The following is a 17,924-nucleotide window of genomic DNA, read 5'->3' on the forward strand; positions in this document are numbered from 1 at the left end:
CGACTTAGTGAGCTTTGGCGGCGTTGCTGGTGTCGTATTGTTGCTTAGGAAAGGCGGCTTGCATCTGCTGAATATATTGGGCGCCAGCGTTGGCCGAAACATGCAGTGATACTGGCTGCGTGTTTTCAGCACGTACCACGCATGTCAGCTTGCCTTTCTTGGCAATCGCGCGACATTCTTTGGCGAAACGCTCAGGGATTTTGCCGCTGTGTTGAGTTAGGCGTCCATTTTTAAAATGCATTTCAAAGATGGCGCCCTGTGTTTTACGGCTGAATACCAGTTTGTAGATGAGCAACAGGATCAGCAGTAACGCAATCAGTTTTAACGCTTCGGCCATGATGAGTCTCCGGAAACAGGCTTATGCAGATTAATATAGTCGTCACTTTGTTAGTTGACTGCTAATTTCATCACAGAGTTTTACGCTGACGCTTTGATTTACTGTTAAAAAACAGTGACTCGGCAGTAATAGTTGCCACCATTTTGTACCTCGTTCACCTGTCTCTTGCCGCGGGTGTGCTATCTTGCAATCACAGATTCCCCGACACGAGCAAAGACTCAGGAGTCAAGATGCAACTTGCTAACCCTGAACTACTGCAAACCCAAGCCTATATTGACGGCCAATGGCGCGATGCCTGCAATGGTGAACGCTTGGATGTGATTAACCCAGCGACCGAACAACCCATCGCAGCCGTTGCCTTTGTTGGCGCCGGCGAAACAGCGCAAGCAATCGCGGCTGCCGAAAAGGCATTACCGGCGTGGCGCAGTAAAACCGCGAAAGAACGTGCACAACTATTGCGGCGTTGGTATCAGTTGATCATCGACAATAGTGACGACTTAGCCTTGCTGATGACCAGTGAAGGCGGCAAGCCGCTTCAGGAAGCAAAAGGGGAGGTGGCTTATGCGGCTTCCTTTATTGAATGGTTCGCCGAAGAAGCCAAGCGGCTGTATGGGGACGTTATTCCGGGCCATCAAGCGGATAAACGCCTGTTGGTGATTAAACAAGGGATTGGCGTTTGTGCAGCTATTACGCCGTGGAATTTTCCCGCTGCCATGATTACCCGTAAAGCTGGGCCTGCGCTGGCGGCAGGTTGCACGATGGTATTAAAACCCGCCGAGCAAACGCCGTTGACCGCACTTGCGCTGGCTAAGCTTGCCGAACAAGCGGGTATTCCTGCGGGTGTCTTTAACGTATTGCCTGGCCATGCAATTGAGATTGGGCAGGTACTCACAGCTAGTCCGGTCGTACGTAAGTTGTCCTTCACGGGCTCTACCGCAGTCGGTATCAAATTGATGCAACAAAGTGCGGCCACGCTGAAAAAGCTATCGCTGGAGCTTGGTGGTAATGCGCCATTTATCGTCTTCGACGATGCCGATATCGATGCTGCGGTGGAAGGCGCAATGCTGTCGAAATATCGTAATGCCGGACAAACATGTGTTTGTGCCAATCGTCTTTATATTCACGACAGCATCTACGATGAGTTTGCCAGTAAGTTAGCCAGCAAAGTCGCGCAACTGAAAATCGGTAACGGCGCCGAAGCCGGGGTTGAGGTTGGGCCTTTGATTGATGTTAAGGCTCTGGAAAAAGTGCAAGCGCAGTTGCAGGATGCCACCAGTAAAGGGGCTCGTGTAATCGTGGGCGGCGCACCGCTGCAAGGCCGCTTTATGCAACCTGCTGTGTTAACCGAAGTTACCGCAGAGATGACGCTGGCGAAGGAAGAAACCTTTGGGCCAATTGCGCCGCTATTCCGCTTTAAGGATGAACAGGAAGTCATTCAAATGGCCAACGATACTGAGTTTGGCCTCGCATCCTACTTTTATGCGCGGGATTTATCGCGGGTCTGGCGCGTGGCCGAAGCACTGGAATACGGCATGGTTGGGATTAATACCGGGTTGATATCGAATGAAGTCGCACCGTTTGGCGGTGTAAAAGAATCTGGACTTGGCCGAGAAGGCTCAAAATACGGCATAGAAGATTATCTCGAAATGAAATATCTCTGCATGTCGATTTAATAAAAAAACGCGGCTGTTGCCGCGTTTTTTATTGCTGTTGCGGTCGTAATTAAATGTTAAGCGCATCGTCGCCTGACAAAGCTGCAACTGTATTTTCGACTTGTGCGGAGCTGGCGATAATAGCGCTCATCACGCGAACCACATCCTCTATTTGTTGCTGGCCTTGCTGTGTTGATTCGGCTACCTGTCTCATGTCTTGTGTCGCCATGGCAGTGAGCCCGCCGTTTTGCTGCACGACTTCGCCAATCTCTTGGGTTGAGGTACTGGTGCGGCCTGCCAATTTACGCACTTCATCGGCAACGACTGCAAAGCCTCGTCCTTGCTCGCCAGCACGAGCAGCTTCAATTGCCGCATTTAGCGCCAGCAAATTCGTTTGATCGGCAATACCGCTGATGGTGGATACAATGGCTTCGATGTTGTGTGACTGAGTATTCAACTTAGTGATCGCTTCTGATGCTTTTTCTACCAGCTGCACACTACTTTGCGAGGTGGCTAACACAGACTGCAGCAGCGCTAACGCTTGTTGTGCTTCGGCGTTGGTTTCCATTGCTGCCTGTTGGGCCATTTCCGCAGCTTGCTTGGTCGCTTGTGCTCTCTCAACGCGTGCAGTGATATCACTGGCAAACTTAATCAGTTTGTATACCTTGCCAGAACTGTCTTTAACAGGGTTATATGAGGCTTCGAGCCAGACCACGTTACCCGCCTTATTACGGCGCTTAAACAAGCCACTACGAAACTGTCCTGCAGCCAGTTCTTGCCAAAACCTTGGGTTCTGCCGGTAGAACTCGTCGTCACAAAACATGCGGTGGTGCTTACCGATAATTTCGTCGCGACGATACCCCATAGTGCGCAGAAAGTTATCATTGGCTTCGATAATGGTGCCTTGTGGATCGAATTCGATGATCGCTTGTGATTGACTCAATGCTTGTGAAATAGCGAGTTGGTGTAGCAGTTGTTCTCGCTTAGCCGTAACATCAAAGGCGATTTTCATCACCTGTGTCACCTGTCCATTTTCAATAATGGGGAAATAGGTGGCTTGCAACCAGAGCCGCTGCCCTGATGACGCGTTCCGTCGTTCAACCACATTACTATAGGCTTGCCCGGCACGGAGTTGCTGCCACAGTTTTTGGTAATCACCAGAGTTGACATAATCGGGAGAACAAAGCTGCCGATGATGCATCCCCTTCAGCGTATGCCGTTCAATGCCGACAAGATCTGCAAACATCTGGCTCGCCTCAATGACAGTGCCATCGAGCGCAAACGTGATGCTAGGAAGGTGATTCTCAATTGATGAGGTGATTGCATGTAAGCGAGCTAGCTTCGCTTGCTCTAGTTTACAGTTTTCGGTTTGCTGTTTACTTTTCCAGAACATTTTAACCCTTTTATCTTCGCCGGTTGGCGCTGATCAACTCAAATGTTATTCAATCCCTGAAAAAGACGTTGCCTATGTCAGCATGATGATCTGTGGCATAGGGCTATTATTCTCCAATAGACTCTTACATATATACCCGTGTTGGCCTTTGGCAACTAGCACAGGTAGTCCTTATTTGGCGGCACATATTAAGCCAAAACATGTACCGCGGCAGCCGAAAAATGAGCGCGAATTATTCATTGCGTTGCAGTGCTTCTATGGTTTCAGACACGTTTTGAGAACTGCTCAGAATATCACTCATGACGCTACTCACCGCTTCAACATGTTCTCTGCCTTTAGTGGTGGCATCGGCTACCGATGAAATCTCCTTGGTGGCATGTTCGGTCAAGGCGCCATTTTTCTTAACCACAGCGTTGATCTCTTTGGTCGATTCGCTGGTGCGTGCTGCCAATTGCCGCACTTCATCTGCAACGACCGCAAAGCCGCGACCTTGTTCGCCCGCCCGCGCGGCTTCGATAGCAGCATTGAGTGCCAGTAGGTTGGTTTGATCGGCAATGGCGCTAATGGTCGACACAATCGCTTCGATATTGCGAGACTGCTCGTTGAGTTCTGATATCGCCGACGAGGCACGTTGTACCTGCTGATAATTCATATTGGAGTTATCACGAACGTTGGCCAGCAAAGAGGTTGCCTGCTGCAGTTTATCTGTGGTCTCAATGGCGGATTCGCGCGCTACGTTGGCGGCGGCTTTGGTCGCATCGGCACGCAATACCCTCTCGGTTGTATCGCTGGCAAACTTAATCACTTTATAGACTTTGCCTGATGGGTCTTTAATTGGGTTGTAAGACGCTTCTAACCAGACCGGATCGCCATGTTTGCTATAACGTTTAAACAGTCCGGTTTTGTATTCGCCTGCGGCTAATTCCTTCCAGAAATTAGGATGTTTACTGTAAAACTTGTCATCACAAAACATGCGGTGATGTTTATTCTTGATTTCATTGAGGGTGTAGCCCATCACATCAAGAAAATTTTTATTGGCATCAATAATATTGCCTTGAGGGTCAAACTCAATGCTGGCACGTGATAGCTCCAGCGCGTCAGATAGTGCGACTTTGTCCAGTAGTTCTTCATGCTCGACGGTGATGTCTGTTGCCAGCTTCATCACCTTGGTGACTTGACCGTCCCGCATCACCGGAAAGTAGGTCGCTTGTAACCAGACGGCATGGCCGTCAGCATGTTTTCGTTTCACTGGCCCGGAAAAGGATTTACCACTACGAAGTTTATTCCACAGCTCTTTGTAAGCGCTAGAGTTTGCGGTTTCAGGAAAACATAGCTCGCGGTGTTGCATGCCAAGCATGCGCTGACGGTCATAACCGACAGTGTTGGCAAATAGCTCACTGACCTCAGTAATTTTGCCGTCCGTGGTAAAAGATATCGACGCGATACTCTTGTGAATTGAGTCGCATACAGACTGCAGCTCCGCTAACTCTTCCTGAAGTTGCTGTCGTTGTTGGTGATTCGATTTTTTGCCCCAGAACATAGATTTTCCTACCGTAGCAATGAAACGTGAACGGATGAGCTTGCGAGTTAAATATCGGCCGCTTGAGTGCTGACATTAGCGCTACACACGAGATGTAAGAATAGAATTGAATAGGAGGTTTTGCTTGTTTGGGCATAAAAAAAGCCTTCTTACGAAGGCTTTTGTTTTCAATGCTGTTTTTTAAGCTTTGGTAGGGATTCGCGCTAATACAGCGAGCAGCAATTGCCAATATTGGCCAACCGTGGTGATATTCACTTTTTCGTCTGGGCTGTGTGGATAACGAATGGTGGGGCCAATCGATACCATATCCATGGTTGGGTACGGTTCTTTAAATAGGCCACACTCCAGTCCCGCGTGAATTACCATAATGACGGGCTCTTTATGGTAGATATCCTGATAAGTGTTGCGCACAATCGCCATGACTTCAGATTCGTTATCAGGTTTCCAGCCTGGATAAGCACCACTAAATGCCACTTGAGCGCCCGCTAATTTGCCTAAGGCGGCCAGTTGGCTGCACACGTTATCGCGCCCAGAGTCGATCAAAGAACGGATTAAGCACAGTGCAACGACTTTATCGGCTTCGGTGGTAATCACACCGAGGTTTAGCGACGTTTCAGTCACGCCTTCTACTTCGTCGCTCATGCGAATTACGCCATTCGGGCAGGCATGCAGCAGTGACAGTAATTGCGCTTGGGTAGCAGCACTAAATTGCTCAGCAGGTAATTCAACTGGGCTAATTGATACTTTTACGTCGGCATCTGCAATCGCCAACTCTGTGCGCAATAAGGCTTGAAATTCACTCACAGCACTTGCTAGCGCATCAACCTGGGCTGCTGGCACAGTAATGGTGGCAAAGGCTTCACGTGGAATGGCATTACGCAGAGAACCACCCGTGAAATCGGTTAACGTGAGTCCCAACTCGTCAGCGTTATCAAATAGGAAACGCGCGAGAATTTTATTGGCGTTGCCACGACCTAAATGGATGTTAACGCCAGAGTGACCGCCCTTAAGGCCAGACACAGTTAAGCGGAAGGCTTTATCAGCATTATCGCTGGCAATCTTGGTCAATGGCAGGGTAAAGCTGGCGTCGACGCCACCTGCGCAACCCATATAGATTTCGCCTTCTTGCTCTGAATCTGTGTTGATCAGAATGTCGCCGGTTAACACGCCCGCTTGCAGACCAAATGCACCGGTCATTCCCGCTTCTTCATCGATAGTTAGCAGCACTTCGAGCGGACCGTGGGCAATGTCGGTGCTTTCCAAAATCGCCAACGCAGATGCCATACCTATGCCATTGTCAGCACCCAGGGTGGTGCCATTGGCTTTTACCCAGTCACCATCTACCCAAGCTTCAATTGGATCTTTGGTAAAGTCATGTACTTTATCGGCATTTGCCTGCGGCACCATATCCATATGCGCTTGAATAACCACGCCTTTGCGGTCTTCCATGCCAGCAGTGGCTGGTTTACGGATGATAAGGTTGCCAGTGGCATCTTCAATGACCAGCAGATCACGTGCTTTGGCCCACTGTTGAATGAACTGACTCAACGCCGCTTCATGTTTAGACGGTCTTGGGATTGCACAAATCTTTTCAAACCATTGCCACAAAGGCTGGGGGGCTAATTGGCTGAGTTGAGACACATCAGACTCCTGATAATGAAATTGAACACAGGTTGATGACGCACGCGTCATCATGAATATGCAGCGAGTTTAACATAAGCAGCAGTTGATAGTGGTTATCAGTTAAGATCTAGCTCACTGTTTGGCAGCAAAACTTTCCAGCGGGATGGGCATAGTAATCATCAACTGAAATGCCAATAATAGGTTGCCTCATTTTTAGCGCATAACCGGAGCCTGCTGTGCCGCAATTTATTTCTGTTTCCAGTGACGAACTCTTCGCATCCAGCAATGACTGGGATGCGCTTATCATTATCAGTCCAGATCCTTTAGCGGTTCCTTTCGCGGCTATTCGTCAAGCATTGCAGCAACAGGCGGCCATCGATAAACGTATTGGTCAGCAATTGGTGTTGTCCGTGTGCGATAGTGCGCCGGGGAATCGCTTGCTCAGTGCCGTCGTACAGATAGATGCAGAATATGGTGATGTCAGTGTTTATGCCGAGGTGGCACAACAGGCAATCGCCCAAGCACAGGCGAGTGGCGCCAAACGGCCATTATTATGGGTTGCGGCTAATCCTTTACCGCAATTTGCCATGGCGCTATCGGTCGCCGCGCTTGGCTGTGCGCAGCAGCTTTGGTTGCCATTAGAAGCGCGAGAGGCTGGGCATCAAGTCGGCATCAGTTGCATCGGCTTAGTCGATGTGCCGGATAACATTGCCGTGCAACTCACGGCGATTGAAGCCGGAAGAATATTAGCACGCGATTTATGTGCCACCGAGCCTGAGCGGATGGCGCCTTATGCGTTTGTGGATTACTGCATGAAGTCACTCGTGGAGAGTGATGTAGATGTCTCCGTCCTTGATGATCTCGATACTCTGTTGGCCGACTATCCGTTGTTGTGCGCCGTTGGTCGAGCATCATTGCAGGTTGAACGTCATCAACCTCGGGTGTTACAACTCGAATACCTGCCGGAAGACGAAGTCAAGCATACGTTGTTGTTGGCTGGAAAGGGAGTGATATTCGATACTGGCGGTGCCAGCCTTAAAGTGGGCGGCGGCATGTCGGGGATGAGTCGCGATAAAGGTGGCGCGGCGGCGATTGCTGGACTGATGAAAACCATTGGGTTGCTTAAACCTCAAGGTGTACGCGTTGTTGCGCAGCTTGGTTTAGTCCGCAATAGTATCGGCAGCGATGCTTTTGTACCCGATGAAATCATTACCTCACACGCTGGAACACGTGTGCGTATTGGCAATACCGACGCCGAAGGGCGCTTAGTGCTAGCAGATCTGTTATCGCATTTACGCATCTTGGCTAGTGACGCGGTTAATCCACAGTTATTTTCGGTGGCGACCTTAACCAGTCACGCCGCGCGTGCCTTTGGCCGACATTTTGCGACTGTGCCTAATAGTGTGGCGCTAGCTAATTTGGCCCCAAGCTTCTCTCATCAGGCGAACTTGCAGGGCGAGGCGGCGACAGTCTCGGCATTGTCTCAAGAAGATTTCTCCATCATCACCGATACTACTTTGGCCGCCGATGTGCTCTCGAGTATGCATTTAGGCTCGTCGATGGTGACACGTGGTCATCAGCTTGCTGCGGCTTTTATTGTCAGTGCTTCTGGTCTTAATCGTCATGGTGCACAGTCGCCAACGCCACTGCCATTTATGCACCTTGATATAGCGGGGGCGGCTATCGAAGGGGATCCGCGTTATGGCAAACCCAATGCGATACCTTTGGTAACATTTTGGCATTACTTACAACAGTTGATCTAAAAAAGACAAACGCAAAAATCGCTAAATCTTCGAGTGGGTTGTTTTCAACTTATTGAATATATAGATTTTTTAAAAAACACTTAGAAATTCTATTGTCATCGTTTTGTAACTTTATTACAAAAGAGCTCCATAATTAAAAAAATATGCATTTTATCTTGTAATAATATTTCATCTGTGTATTATTAGTACCAACGGTGACGCCAAGACATGAGGTCGACGGATGTTCCCGAAGGTGATGTTACCCATGAGAGTCCCCAACCTCTAAGTTTCATCGGAATCCTATCGCTGTAGTGACTTTGGTCGGTCAGTTACAGTCGGAATTCAGCCTCGGTTGCAGAGTCTCTCTACTTGATGTTTGTTGTTGATTTCACTCCGGATCACAGCTTTCACCCGTAACTGCTTTTTTAAGTGGTTGCTTTAGAACCGATTTTCGATGGACACCAACCCATCAGGATCTGTTTGTGCAAATGGTTATTTTTACCCATCTTATGGGCGTTTTGTTACATCTCTTCACCTGCTCTGTTGAGCAGGTTTTTTTTTGCCTGTTCGTCAGTGCTTGCTATCACCAGCAAGTCAGTGTAATTGCGTGATCCTTGTCCGGCACTCTACGAATATTGCTGGAATAAGATAAAGGAACGCATTTATAATCTGCCGCTACCGTGCGGTTATGTTAAATAACTGTTACATAAAGAAGAACCCTACAAATCACTGTTCAAGGAACCCGGTTCCATGCTGGAAAAACTGTTTAAGCTCAAAGAGCACCAAACGACCCTAAAGCAGGAAGTGTTGGCTGGTTTCACCACCTTCCTCACCATGGCGTACATCATTTTCGTCAACCCCGAGATTTTGGCTAAAGCTGGAATGGATCATGGAGCGGTATTCGTCGCTACCTGTCTGGCCGCCGCGGTTGGCTGTCTGGTCATGGGTCTTTTAGCCAACTATCCGATTGCGTTGGCTCCAGGGATGGGTTTAAACGCCTTCTTCACTTTTAGTGTGGTAGGTGACATGGGATATAGCTGGGAAACTGCCTTAGGGGCGGTATTCCTGTCAGGTTGTTGCTTCCTGATCCTGTCACTCGTGCGTATTCGTGAGTGGATCGTTAATTCGATTCCAATGTCATTGCGTATGGGGATTGCGGCAGGTATCGGTCTGTTTTTGGCGCTGATTGGCCTGCGTAGTGCAGGTATTGTCGTTGATAACCCTGCCACACTGGTTGGTATGGGCGATCTAAAAGCGTTTCCGGTTGCCATGTCGGCGCTGGGCTTTTTCCTGATTATCGCCTTCGTTAACCGTGGTTATAAAGCAGCGGTTATCCTTAGTATTCTGACCATTACCTTGCTGGGCTTGCTGTTTGGTGATGTTGAGTACCACGGTATTGTGTCTGCACCGCCATCACTAGCACCAACCTTCATGAAAATGGATCTGAGTGGTGTGATGGATATCAGCATGATCTCTATCGTATTCGCGTTCCTGTTTGTTGACCTGTTTGATACCTCTGGCACGTTAGTGGCGGTTGCACACCGTGCCGGTTTGCTTAAGAGCGATGGTAGCTTACCGCGTCTAAAACGTGCATTGACGGCTGACTCTCTGGCGACAATGGCGGGTGCGGCATTAGGTACTTCAACCACGACTAGCTACATTGAAAGCACCGCTGGTGTGAGCGCTGGTGGCCGTACTGGGTTAACCGCGGTTGTGGTTGGTCTGCTGTTTATCGCGGCCTTGTTTATCTCGCCATTGGCGGGCATGGTGCCAGGTTATGCGACAGCGGGTACCTTGTTCTACGTTGCTATTCTGATGATGTCGAGCTTGTTGCACGTAGAATGGGACGATCTGACTGAAGCAGCACCTATGGTGGTGGCCGCCTTGGTGATGCCATTTACTTACTCAATTGCCAATGGTATTGCACTGGGCTTTATCTCATACGCTGTAATTAAGCTGCTGTGTGGTCGTTTCAAAGATCTTAACGTCGGCATTATCGTGCTGGCGATTTTGTTCCTCGGCAAAGTATTGTTTATGTAACAAATTTGCTGTTTAAGAAAGGTCATCCTTAGTGATGGCCTTTTTTTATGGAAGATTTTTAAAAAAATCACAGAAAAGATTAGTTCACAGCTAATGACGCTAGGAATTCGTGCGGCGATTCGGTATAAGTTAATCCCTCTTCCTTTGATTTTCTGCGTTTGATGTAGATGGAACATTCCAGTAAAGCCGGCTATCGGCGTGTGGTAGTAAAGCTCGGTACGAGTGTGTTGACCTCTGGCAGTAACAAGCTGGATAAAGCACATATGGTGGAGTTGTCGCGGCAGATGGCTGCATTGATGCGCGATGGTATTGAGGTGGTGTTGTGTACCTCGGGTGCGATTGCGGCAGGGCGTGAACACCTGCTATACCCACAGTTACCCGATACCATGCCTAATAAACAGTTGCTGGCCGCCGTTGGTCAAAGCCAGCTAATTCTGGCATGGGCGCAGTTATTCAGTATCTACGGCTTGCACGTCGGGCAGTTGTTGCTCACCCGTGCCGATTTGCAAGACCGCAAACGTTATTTAAATGCCCGCGACACGCTGCACGCTCTATTGGCACAAAATATCATTCCCATCATCAATGAAAACGATGCTGTGGCCACCAGTGAAATCAAAGTCGGCGATAACGATAACTTGTCGGCGCGCATTGCTTTGCTGTGTGATGCCGACTTACTGATATTGCTGACCGATCAAAAAGGCTTGTTCGATGCTGATCCGCGCGACAATCCAGACGCTAAACTTATCTCTGAGGTCGCGGGAATTGATGACCAGTTACGCGAGATCGCTGGCGGTTCGGTTTCCGGGTTGGGCACAGGTGGCATGGCGACCAAGTTGGAAGCGGCAGATATCGCACGTCGAGCTGGTATCGAAGTGGTGATTGCCTCCGGTCATCATCCGGATGTGATTTTAAAACTGATGGCGCAAGAAAGCGTTGGTACCCACTTTAGCGCTATCGAAACCCCGCTTGAGAGCCGTAAGCAATGGATTTTGGCCGGGCCGAAAGCCAAGGGCAAAATTGTGCTTGATGATGGAGCTGTGCGGGCGGTTTCAGAAAAAGGCCGCAGTTTACTCTCTAAAGGGATAGTGGCTATTGAAGGTACGTTTGATCGTGGCGCAACTGTGGAGTTGCATGATCAGCATGGTCACCGCTTTGCTAAAGGAATTTGTCGCTACAGTGCCAAAGCACTGCGGATGATTTCCGGCAAGCATTCTAACGAAATTGAAGCGATTTTAGGCTATGACTACGGCGATGCCGTGGTTCACCGTAACGATATGGTGGTGTTATGAACGAACAGTATTTGCAAACGCTAGGACAGCAGGCCAAACAGGCGAGTTTTGCATTGGCTAATTTGTCCTCGACACAAAAATCAACGCTGCTCAACGCCATCGCTAGCAGTCTCACCGCGGCGGCGGATGAGATTGTCGCGGCCAATGAGCAGGATGTTGCGGCAGCAAAAGCAGCAGGGCTGAATCAGGCAATGATTGATCGGTTACTGCTGAATCATGAGCGTCTCAGCGGTGTAATCGCTGATATTGATAATGTCGTTGGCTTACCTGATCCCATCGGCCGCGAGTTTGACTCGCGTCTATTGGAAAATGGCATGCGCCTATGTCGTCGCAGTGTGCCGTTGGGCGTGATCGGAGTGATCTACGAAGCGCGCCCCAATGTGACGGTGGATATCGCGGTGCTGGCGCTCAAAACCGGTAACGCCGTGATTTTGCGCGGTGGTAAAGAAACCCTGAACTCCAACATGGCAATTGCCAAGGTGATTCGAGCGGCTGTGGCCAGTTGTGGTTTACCTGAAGATGCGGTGCAGTTGATTGATAACCCGGACCGCAGCTTGGTTACCGGACTGCTAAAGTTGGACAGTTATGTCGATATGATTGTGCCGCGCGGTGGTGACAAGTTGCAGCGTCTCTGCGCTGAGCAGGCGACGATTCCCGTGATTTTGGGTGGAATTGGTATCTGTCATATGTACGTCGACAAAGCCGCTGAGCTCGAGCGTTCGACCGATGTGATTATCAACGCGAAAGTGCAGCGCCCAACCGTGTGTAACGCATTGGATACGGTATTAGTGCATGAGGCGGTTGCTGCAGACTATTTACCGACACTTGCGGCGGCATTGACAGCGCAAGGCGTGAAGTTAGTTGGCTGCGAAGCGACCAGTAAACTGCTACCCGCCTATGATATTGAAGCGGCCACCGATGAAAGCTTTAGCACTGAGTGGCTGTCGCTGACGATTGGCATCAAAATCGTTGCCGATATCGATGCCGCAATTGCCCATATTCGTCAGTTCTCCAGTGGCCACTCAGAAGCGATTCTGACCGATGATATTGCAGCGGCGACTCACTTTATGAATGAGGTGAACTCCGCCGCCGTTTACCTGAATGCCAGCACCCGCTTTACCGATGGTGGCCAGTTTGGACTTGGCGCTGAAGTGGCTGTGAGTACCCAAAAGCTGCACGCCCGCGGACCGATGGGCTTGGAAGCGCTCACCACCTATAAATGGTTGGCTGTCGGGGATTACACCGCACGTAGCTAAGTTGAGTCGTACAGTTTAAAAAGTAAAAAAGCGCCGATGTTGAACACGGCGCTTTTTGTTTTCTAGAACTTTGAGTTTAAAAATCTTTGTCTTAGTCTTCTGCTTTTATCTCAGCAAAACTGCCACGGCAGAGCGAAGCTAAATCTGCAGCACTTAAACAGATCTCCAGTCCGCGACGCCCCGCGCTGACATAAATGTTATCAAAGGCTTGAGCACTAGCGTCGATAACCGTCGGTAGCTGCTTTTTCTGGCCTAACGGGCTTATACCGCCAACCAGATAACCTGATGATTTCTGTGCTAGCTGCGGATCGGCCATAACTAACTTTTTCTGTTTCAGCGCTTTCGCCGCCGCTTTCAGGCTGAGTTGGTGATTCACCGGAACTAATGCAACTGCCAGCGGGTTGGATTTTTCATCAAGGCTTACCAACAAAGTTTTAAATACTTGGTTGGGGTCTAATTCCAGCGCGCTCGCGGCTTCTTCACCATAAGACGGCGCATTTTTATCGTGATGATACTCGTGGATGCTAAAGGAGATTTTCTTCTTATTCGCTAAATCGATAGCAGGCGTCACAACGACCTCTCTTGTGATAGTTACAGCGCACGTCGCATACGGCGACTTTTAATATAGGGCAGTAGTTGCTGTAGTAATAGCGCCAGTAAAATGCAGCTAAGACCATAAATCGTCGCACGTTCGATAGTTTCACCTAATATCGCGGCGATAAAAAACATCGATAGCACGGGTGAAAGAAATACCAGATTACTCACGCTCGCAGTGCGCTCGGCAGATTTTAGCGCCATTAACCACAATACGAAGGTGACCCCCATCTCAAATAAGCCGACATAAGCGCCAGCCAACACGCCGTGTAATGTGAGTGTTGGCAATGGCTGCGTCAGCACTAACGTCAAGGTGATAAAGGGTAAGGCTACCAAAAAGCTCAACAGAAGGCTTACTACTGGGTCGCCTTTGTCGCGGGTGTTAATAATCCAATACAAACACCAGAGCAGGGTACTGGTCAGCCCTAATAAAATGCCAAACGGGTTTTCAAACTGCAGCCCCGCGAAATTGCCTCCGGTAGCGATAATCACTACACCAGAATAGGCGAGCAACGCCGCGATTAAATCGATACGGCGCAGTTTTTGTCTGAGCATGGGCACAGATAGCAGCGGCAGCAAAATCGCCCAGGTGTAGTTAAGTGACAGTGCTTGTTGTGCTGGCAGCAAATCGTAGGCTTTAAAGAGCACCAGATAATAAAGAAACGGATTCAGTATGCCGGTTTGCAAATATAGCCACGGCGCCTGACGGAACTGACGACTAATAAGCGCTAGTTTACGCTGTAGCGCCAATATCAGCAGCAGTACGCTCGCCGAAGTAATAGTGGCGACAAATACCAATTGCAGTGGACTAAAAAAGCCCAAGGCAATTTTAAAGGCAGTGGCAACAGTCGACCACAACAGCACTGCGCCCAAACCATAGGCGAGCGCCAAATAAGATGTTTTCAATCAGCACTACTCATATCAAGAAAAGCGAACGCGCCATAACCAGTAAGGCATTAGCACGGTAGGTGGAGGTTATTTTAGCTTCGCTTTATCAAAAAAGGGGCAGTTAAGCCGCAATTTTTTTAATTTCGCCCTTGTAAAGCCAAATTGCGCCCCCATAAAGGGGTTAAGACGCGATACAGGCGGTAAAAATAGTGCTTGAAAACAGCAAATTCGCCCCTATATCCAGTAACAGATAACAAATTTAAGTGCGAAAAATTTTCGGAGGACCTCATGGGTAAAATTATTGGTATCGACTTAGGCACAACCAACTCTTGTGTTGCCGTACTGGACGGTGACAAACCCAGAGTGCTGGAAAATGCTGAGGGCGATCGCACCACTCCTTCTATCATTGCATTTACAGAAGATGAAACCCTGGTAGGTCAACCTGCAAAACGTCAGGCTGTAACTAACCCACAAAACACCTTCTTTGCAATCAAACGTTTGATCGGTCGTCGTTTCGGTGATGACGAAGTTCAACGTGACGTGGACATCATGCCATTCAGCATCGTTAAAGCTGACAATGGCGACGCTTGGGTAGAAAGCCGCGGTAAGAAAATGGCACCGCCACAAGTTTCCGCCGAAGTGCTGAAAAAAATGAAGAAAACTGCAGAAGATTACTTGGGTGAGAAAGTTACCGAAGCCGTAATCACCGTACCTGCATACTTCAATGATTCACAACGTCAAGCTACCAAAGACGCTGGTCGTATTGCTGGCTTGGAAGTTAAACGTATCATCAACGAACCAACTGCAGCAGCATTGGCTTACGGTATCGACAAAAAACAAGGCGATAACGTAGTAGCTGTTTACGACTTGGGTGGTGGTACTTTCGATATCTCTATCATCGAAATTGATAGCGCTGATGGCGACCAAACGTTCGAAGTATTGGCAACCAACGGTGATACTCACTTGGGTGGTGAAGACTTCGATAACCGTGTAATCAACTACTTGGCTGACGAATTCAAGAAAGAGCAAGGTCTGGATCTGCGTAAAGACCCACTGGCAATGCAACGTCTGAAAGAAGCAGCTGAAAAAGCGAAGATTGAACTGTCTAGCGCGAACCAAACTGAAGTGAACCTGCCTTACATCACTGCTGATGCAACAGGTCCTAAACACTTGGTGGTGAAAATCACTCGTGCGAAACTGGAATCTTTGGTTGAAGACTTGATCCAACGTTCTTTGGAACCACTGAAAGTGGCTCTGGCTGATGCAGACCTGTCGGTTTCAGACATCAACGAAGTGATTCTGGTGGGTGGTCAAACTCGTATGCCTAAAGTACAACAGGCAGTGACTGAGTTCTTCGGTAAAGAACCACGTAAAGACGTGAACCCTGACGAAGCAGTAGCTGTTGGTGCGGCTATCCAAGGTGGTGTACTGGCGGGTGACGTGAAAGACGTGCTGCTGCTGGACGTTACGCCACTGTCTCTGGGTATCGAAACCATGGGCAGCGTGATGACCAAGCTGATTGAGAAAAACACGACGATTCCTACTAAAGCGAACCAAGTGTTCTCAACTGCTGACGACAACCAAAGCGCAGTAACCATTCACGTACTGCAAGGTGAACGTAAGCAAGCTAGCGCCAACAAATCTCTGGGTCAATTCAACCTGGAAGGCATTGAGCCAGCACCACGCGGCATGCCACAGATTGAAGTAACCTTCGATTTGGACGCCGACGGTATCCTGAACGTTTCTGCAACCGATAAGAAAACCGGTAAGAAACAAGCGATCACCATTAAAGCTTCTTCAGGTCTGTCAGACGAAGAAGTAGAACAAATGGTACGTGATGCTGAAGCGCACGCAGAAGACGACAAGAAGTTTGAAGAATTAGTGACTGCACGTAACCAAGCTGATGGTTTGGTACACGCGACTAAGAAACAGATTGAAGAAGCGGGCGACAAGCTGCCAAGCGACGATAAAGCCAGCATTGAAGCGGCTATCAGCAAAGTTGAAGAAGCCACCAAAGGTAGCGACAAAGACGCTATCGAAACGGCGACTCAAGAGCTGATCCAAGCTTCACAAAAACTGGTTGAAATCGCCCAAGCTAACGCACAGCAAGCACAAGGCGGCGCAGATGCTGGCCAACAAAGTGCTAACGCCGCTGCCGATGATGTCGTTGATGCTGAGTTTGAAGAAGTTAAAGACGACAAGAAATAATCGGGCGTTTATCCCCGGTTAACTACAGGCGGGCGTTACGGGGAAACCCTAACGCCCGTTCGTACTTGCACCAGTTGAGAAAACGTAGAGATTATGTCAAAGCGAGATTATTACGAAGTATTGGGCGTCGGCCGCGACGCTAGCGAACGGGATATTAAAAAGGCGTATAAACGCTTGGCAATGAAATATCATCCGGATCGCAACCCAGGCGATAAAGAAGCCGAAGCTAACTTTAAAGAAGTGAAGGAAGCCTACGAAATCCTCACCGATGGCGATAAACGCGCCGCCTACGACCAATTTGGTCATGCGGGTGTTGATCCTAGCCGTGGCGGTGCTGGTGGTTTCGGTGGCGGCGGCGCTGACTTTAGCGACATCTTCGGCGATGTATTTGGGGATATCTTCGGTGGTGGTCGTCGCGGTGGCGGTCAACGTCAAGCGGCTCGTGGATCTGATCTGCGCTACAACTTGGAACTGTCGCTGGAAGAAGCGGTGCGCGGTGTCAGCCGTGAATTACGCATCCCAACCTTAGCCACTTGTGACGTGTGCGACGGCTCAGGCGCTAAGAAAGGTACTTCAGCCACTACCTGTGGCACTTGTCATGGCGCGGGGCAAGTACAGATGCGTCAGGGCTTCTTTGCGGTGCAGCAAACTTGTCCAACCTGTCATGGTCGCGGCAAGATCATCAAAGACCCATGCAGTAAATGTCATGGCGATGGTCGCGTAGAGAAGAGTAAAACTCTGAACGTGAAAATCCCTGCGGGCGTGGATACAGGCGACCGTATCCGTTTGGCTGGAGAGGGTGAAGCCGGTGAGTTTGGTGCACCAGCGGGTGACTTGTATGTACAAGTTACGGTACGTGAACACCCAATCTTTGTACGTGATGGTAATAACCTCTACTGCGAAGTGCCGATCTCGTTTGCCAAAGCAGCGCTTGGCGGTGAGATTGAAGTGCCAACACTGGATGGCAAAGTGAACCTGAAGATCCCGGCAGAAACCCAGACTGGGCGTATGTTCCGCCTGCGTGGTAAAGGGGTTAAATCCGTGCGTAGCAGCGCCGTAGGTGACTTGCTGTGTAAAGTGGTGATGGAAACGCCGGTTAACTTGTCTGAGAAACAGAAAGAGTTACTGCGAGAGTTTGAAGCAACTCTGACTGGTGAAGCGCGTAAACACAGTCCGAAAGCCGAAGGCTGGTTTGATGGCGTGAAGAAATTCTTTCAAGATCTGAACGGTTAAATTCACCTAATTTATAGCGCGTAGACTAAAGCCAGCATGTTTGCTGGCTTTTTTATTGCTCATCCTAAACCACCTACTTCAGTAGGTGGTTATCATTCATGAGAGGGCTTTGCCCGTAAATCCACTCAT

General features: G+C 49.2%; 13 protein-coding genes and 1 pseudogene. 7 read left to right on the forward strand and 7 right to left on the reverse strand.

The window, feature by feature from the left end; translation table 11 throughout:
* Positions 1 to 4 precede the first annotated feature (4 nt).
* On the reverse strand, positions 5 to 340 hold the full coding sequence (locus HR45_RS13180) for a DUF3634 family protein (RefSeq protein ID WP_162180656.1): 336 nt from the start codon (positions 338 to 340) through the stop codon (positions 5 to 7).
* A 227-nt stretch (positions 341 to 567) separates the two neighbouring features.
* Here HR45_RS13180 and gabD point away from each other — a divergent pair, with 227 nt between their 5' ends.
* Positions 568 to 2,010: an NADP-dependent succinate-semialdehyde dehydrogenase gene (gene gabD / locus HR45_RS13185; RefSeq protein ID WP_037443647.1), complete on the forward strand. Its 1,443-nt coding sequence runs from the start codon at positions 568 to 570 to the stop codon at positions 2,008 to 2,010.
* 49 nt (positions 2,011 to 2,059) lie between these two features.
* Here gabD and HR45_RS19830 read toward each other — a convergent pair whose 3' ends face one another.
* The 4 genes and pseudogenes from HR45_RS19830 to HR45_RS13200 form a co-directional block, all read right to left on the reverse strand.
* Entirely contained in the window at positions 2,060 to 2,575 is a 516-nt protein-coding gene (locus HR45_RS19830) for a methyl-accepting chemotaxis protein (protein WP_430742024.1), read from the reverse strand.
* Between the two features lie 30 nt (positions 2,576 to 2,605).
* Positions 2,606 to 3,382: pseudogene (locus HR45_RS19835) on the reverse strand (PAS domain-containing protein); the annotation flags it as partial.
* A 232-nt stretch (positions 3,383 to 3,614) separates the two neighbouring features.
* Positions 3,615 to 4,922: a methyl-accepting chemotaxis protein gene (locus HR45_RS19735; RefSeq protein WP_037443652.1), complete on the reverse strand. Its 1,308-nt coding sequence runs from the start codon at positions 4,920 to 4,922 to the stop codon at positions 3,615 to 3,617.
* Positions 4,923 to 5,102: 180 nt separating this feature from the next.
* On the reverse strand, positions 5,103 to 6,563 hold the full coding sequence (locus tag HR45_RS13200; RefSeq protein WP_037443654.1) for an aminoacyl-histidine dipeptidase: 1,461 nt from the start codon (positions 6,561 to 6,563) through the stop codon (positions 5,103 to 5,105).
* Positions 6,564 to 6,781: 218 nt separating this feature from the next.
* Between HR45_RS13200 and HR45_RS13205 the strand changes: the two genes are divergently transcribed.
* From HR45_RS13205 to HR45_RS13220, 4 genes are all read left to right on the forward strand, one after another.
* Complete coding sequence (locus HR45_RS13205) at positions 6,782 to 8,308, forward strand: M17 family metallopeptidase (RefSeq protein ID WP_037443656.1); 1,527 nt, start codon at positions 6,782 to 6,784, stop codon at positions 8,306 to 8,308.
* 729 nt (positions 8,309 to 9,037) lie between these two features.
* Entirely contained in the window at positions 9,038 to 10,327 is a 1,290-nt protein-coding gene (locus tag HR45_RS13210) for an NCS2 family permease (RefSeq protein ID WP_037443657.1), read from the forward strand.
* Between the two features lie 167 nt (positions 10,328 to 10,494).
* Positions 10,495 to 11,616: a glutamate 5-kinase gene (proB, locus tag HR45_RS13215; protein WP_037443658.1), complete on the forward strand. Its 1,122-nt coding sequence runs from the start codon at positions 10,495 to 10,497 to the stop codon at positions 11,614 to 11,616.
* Entirely contained in the window at positions 11,613 to 12,872 is a 1,260-nt protein-coding gene (locus HR45_RS13220) for a glutamate-5-semialdehyde dehydrogenase (protein WP_037443660.1), read from the forward strand. Before proB ends, HR45_RS13220 begins: the two co-directional genes overlap by 4 nt.
* A gap of 91 nt (positions 12,873 to 12,963) precedes the next feature.
* On the opposite strand, the gene ybaK is transcribed toward HR45_RS13220, so the two are convergent.
* Positions 12,964 to 13,443 carry a Cys-tRNA(Pro) deacylase gene (ybaK, locus tag HR45_RS13225; protein WP_037443663.1) on the reverse strand — a complete coding sequence of 160 codons (480 nt, stop codon included), beginning with the start codon at positions 13,441 to 13,443 and terminating at the stop codon, positions 12,964 to 12,966.
* A gap of 20 nt (positions 13,444 to 13,463) precedes the next feature.
* Positions 13,464 to 14,372 carry a DMT family transporter gene (locus tag HR45_RS13230; RefSeq protein ID WP_037443665.1) on the reverse strand — a complete coding sequence of 303 codons (909 nt, stop codon included), beginning with the start codon at positions 14,370 to 14,372 and terminating at the stop codon, positions 13,464 to 13,466.
* Between the two features lie 270 nt (positions 14,373 to 14,642).
* Here HR45_RS13230 and dnaK point away from each other — a divergent pair, with 270 nt between their 5' ends.
* Both dnaK and dnaJ read left to right on the forward strand, forming a co-directional pair.
* Positions 14,643 to 16,562 (forward strand): molecular chaperone DnaK, encoded by a 1,920-nt coding sequence (gene dnaK, locus HR45_RS13235; RefSeq protein ID WP_037443667.1) that lies wholly within the window; start codon positions 14,643 to 14,645, stop codon positions 16,560 to 16,562.
* 93 nt (positions 16,563 to 16,655) lie between these two features.
* Complete coding sequence (gene dnaJ / locus HR45_RS13240; protein WP_037443670.1) at positions 16,656 to 17,795, forward strand: molecular chaperone DnaJ; 1,140 nt, start codon at positions 16,656 to 16,658, stop codon at positions 17,793 to 17,795.
* Positions 17,796 to 17,924: the final 129 nt, after the last annotated feature.

Source organism: Shewanella mangrovi (genome assembly GCF_000753795.1).
Taxonomy (GTDB): Bacteria; Pseudomonadota; Gammaproteobacteria; order Enterobacterales; family Shewanellaceae; genus Shewanella; species Shewanella mangrovi.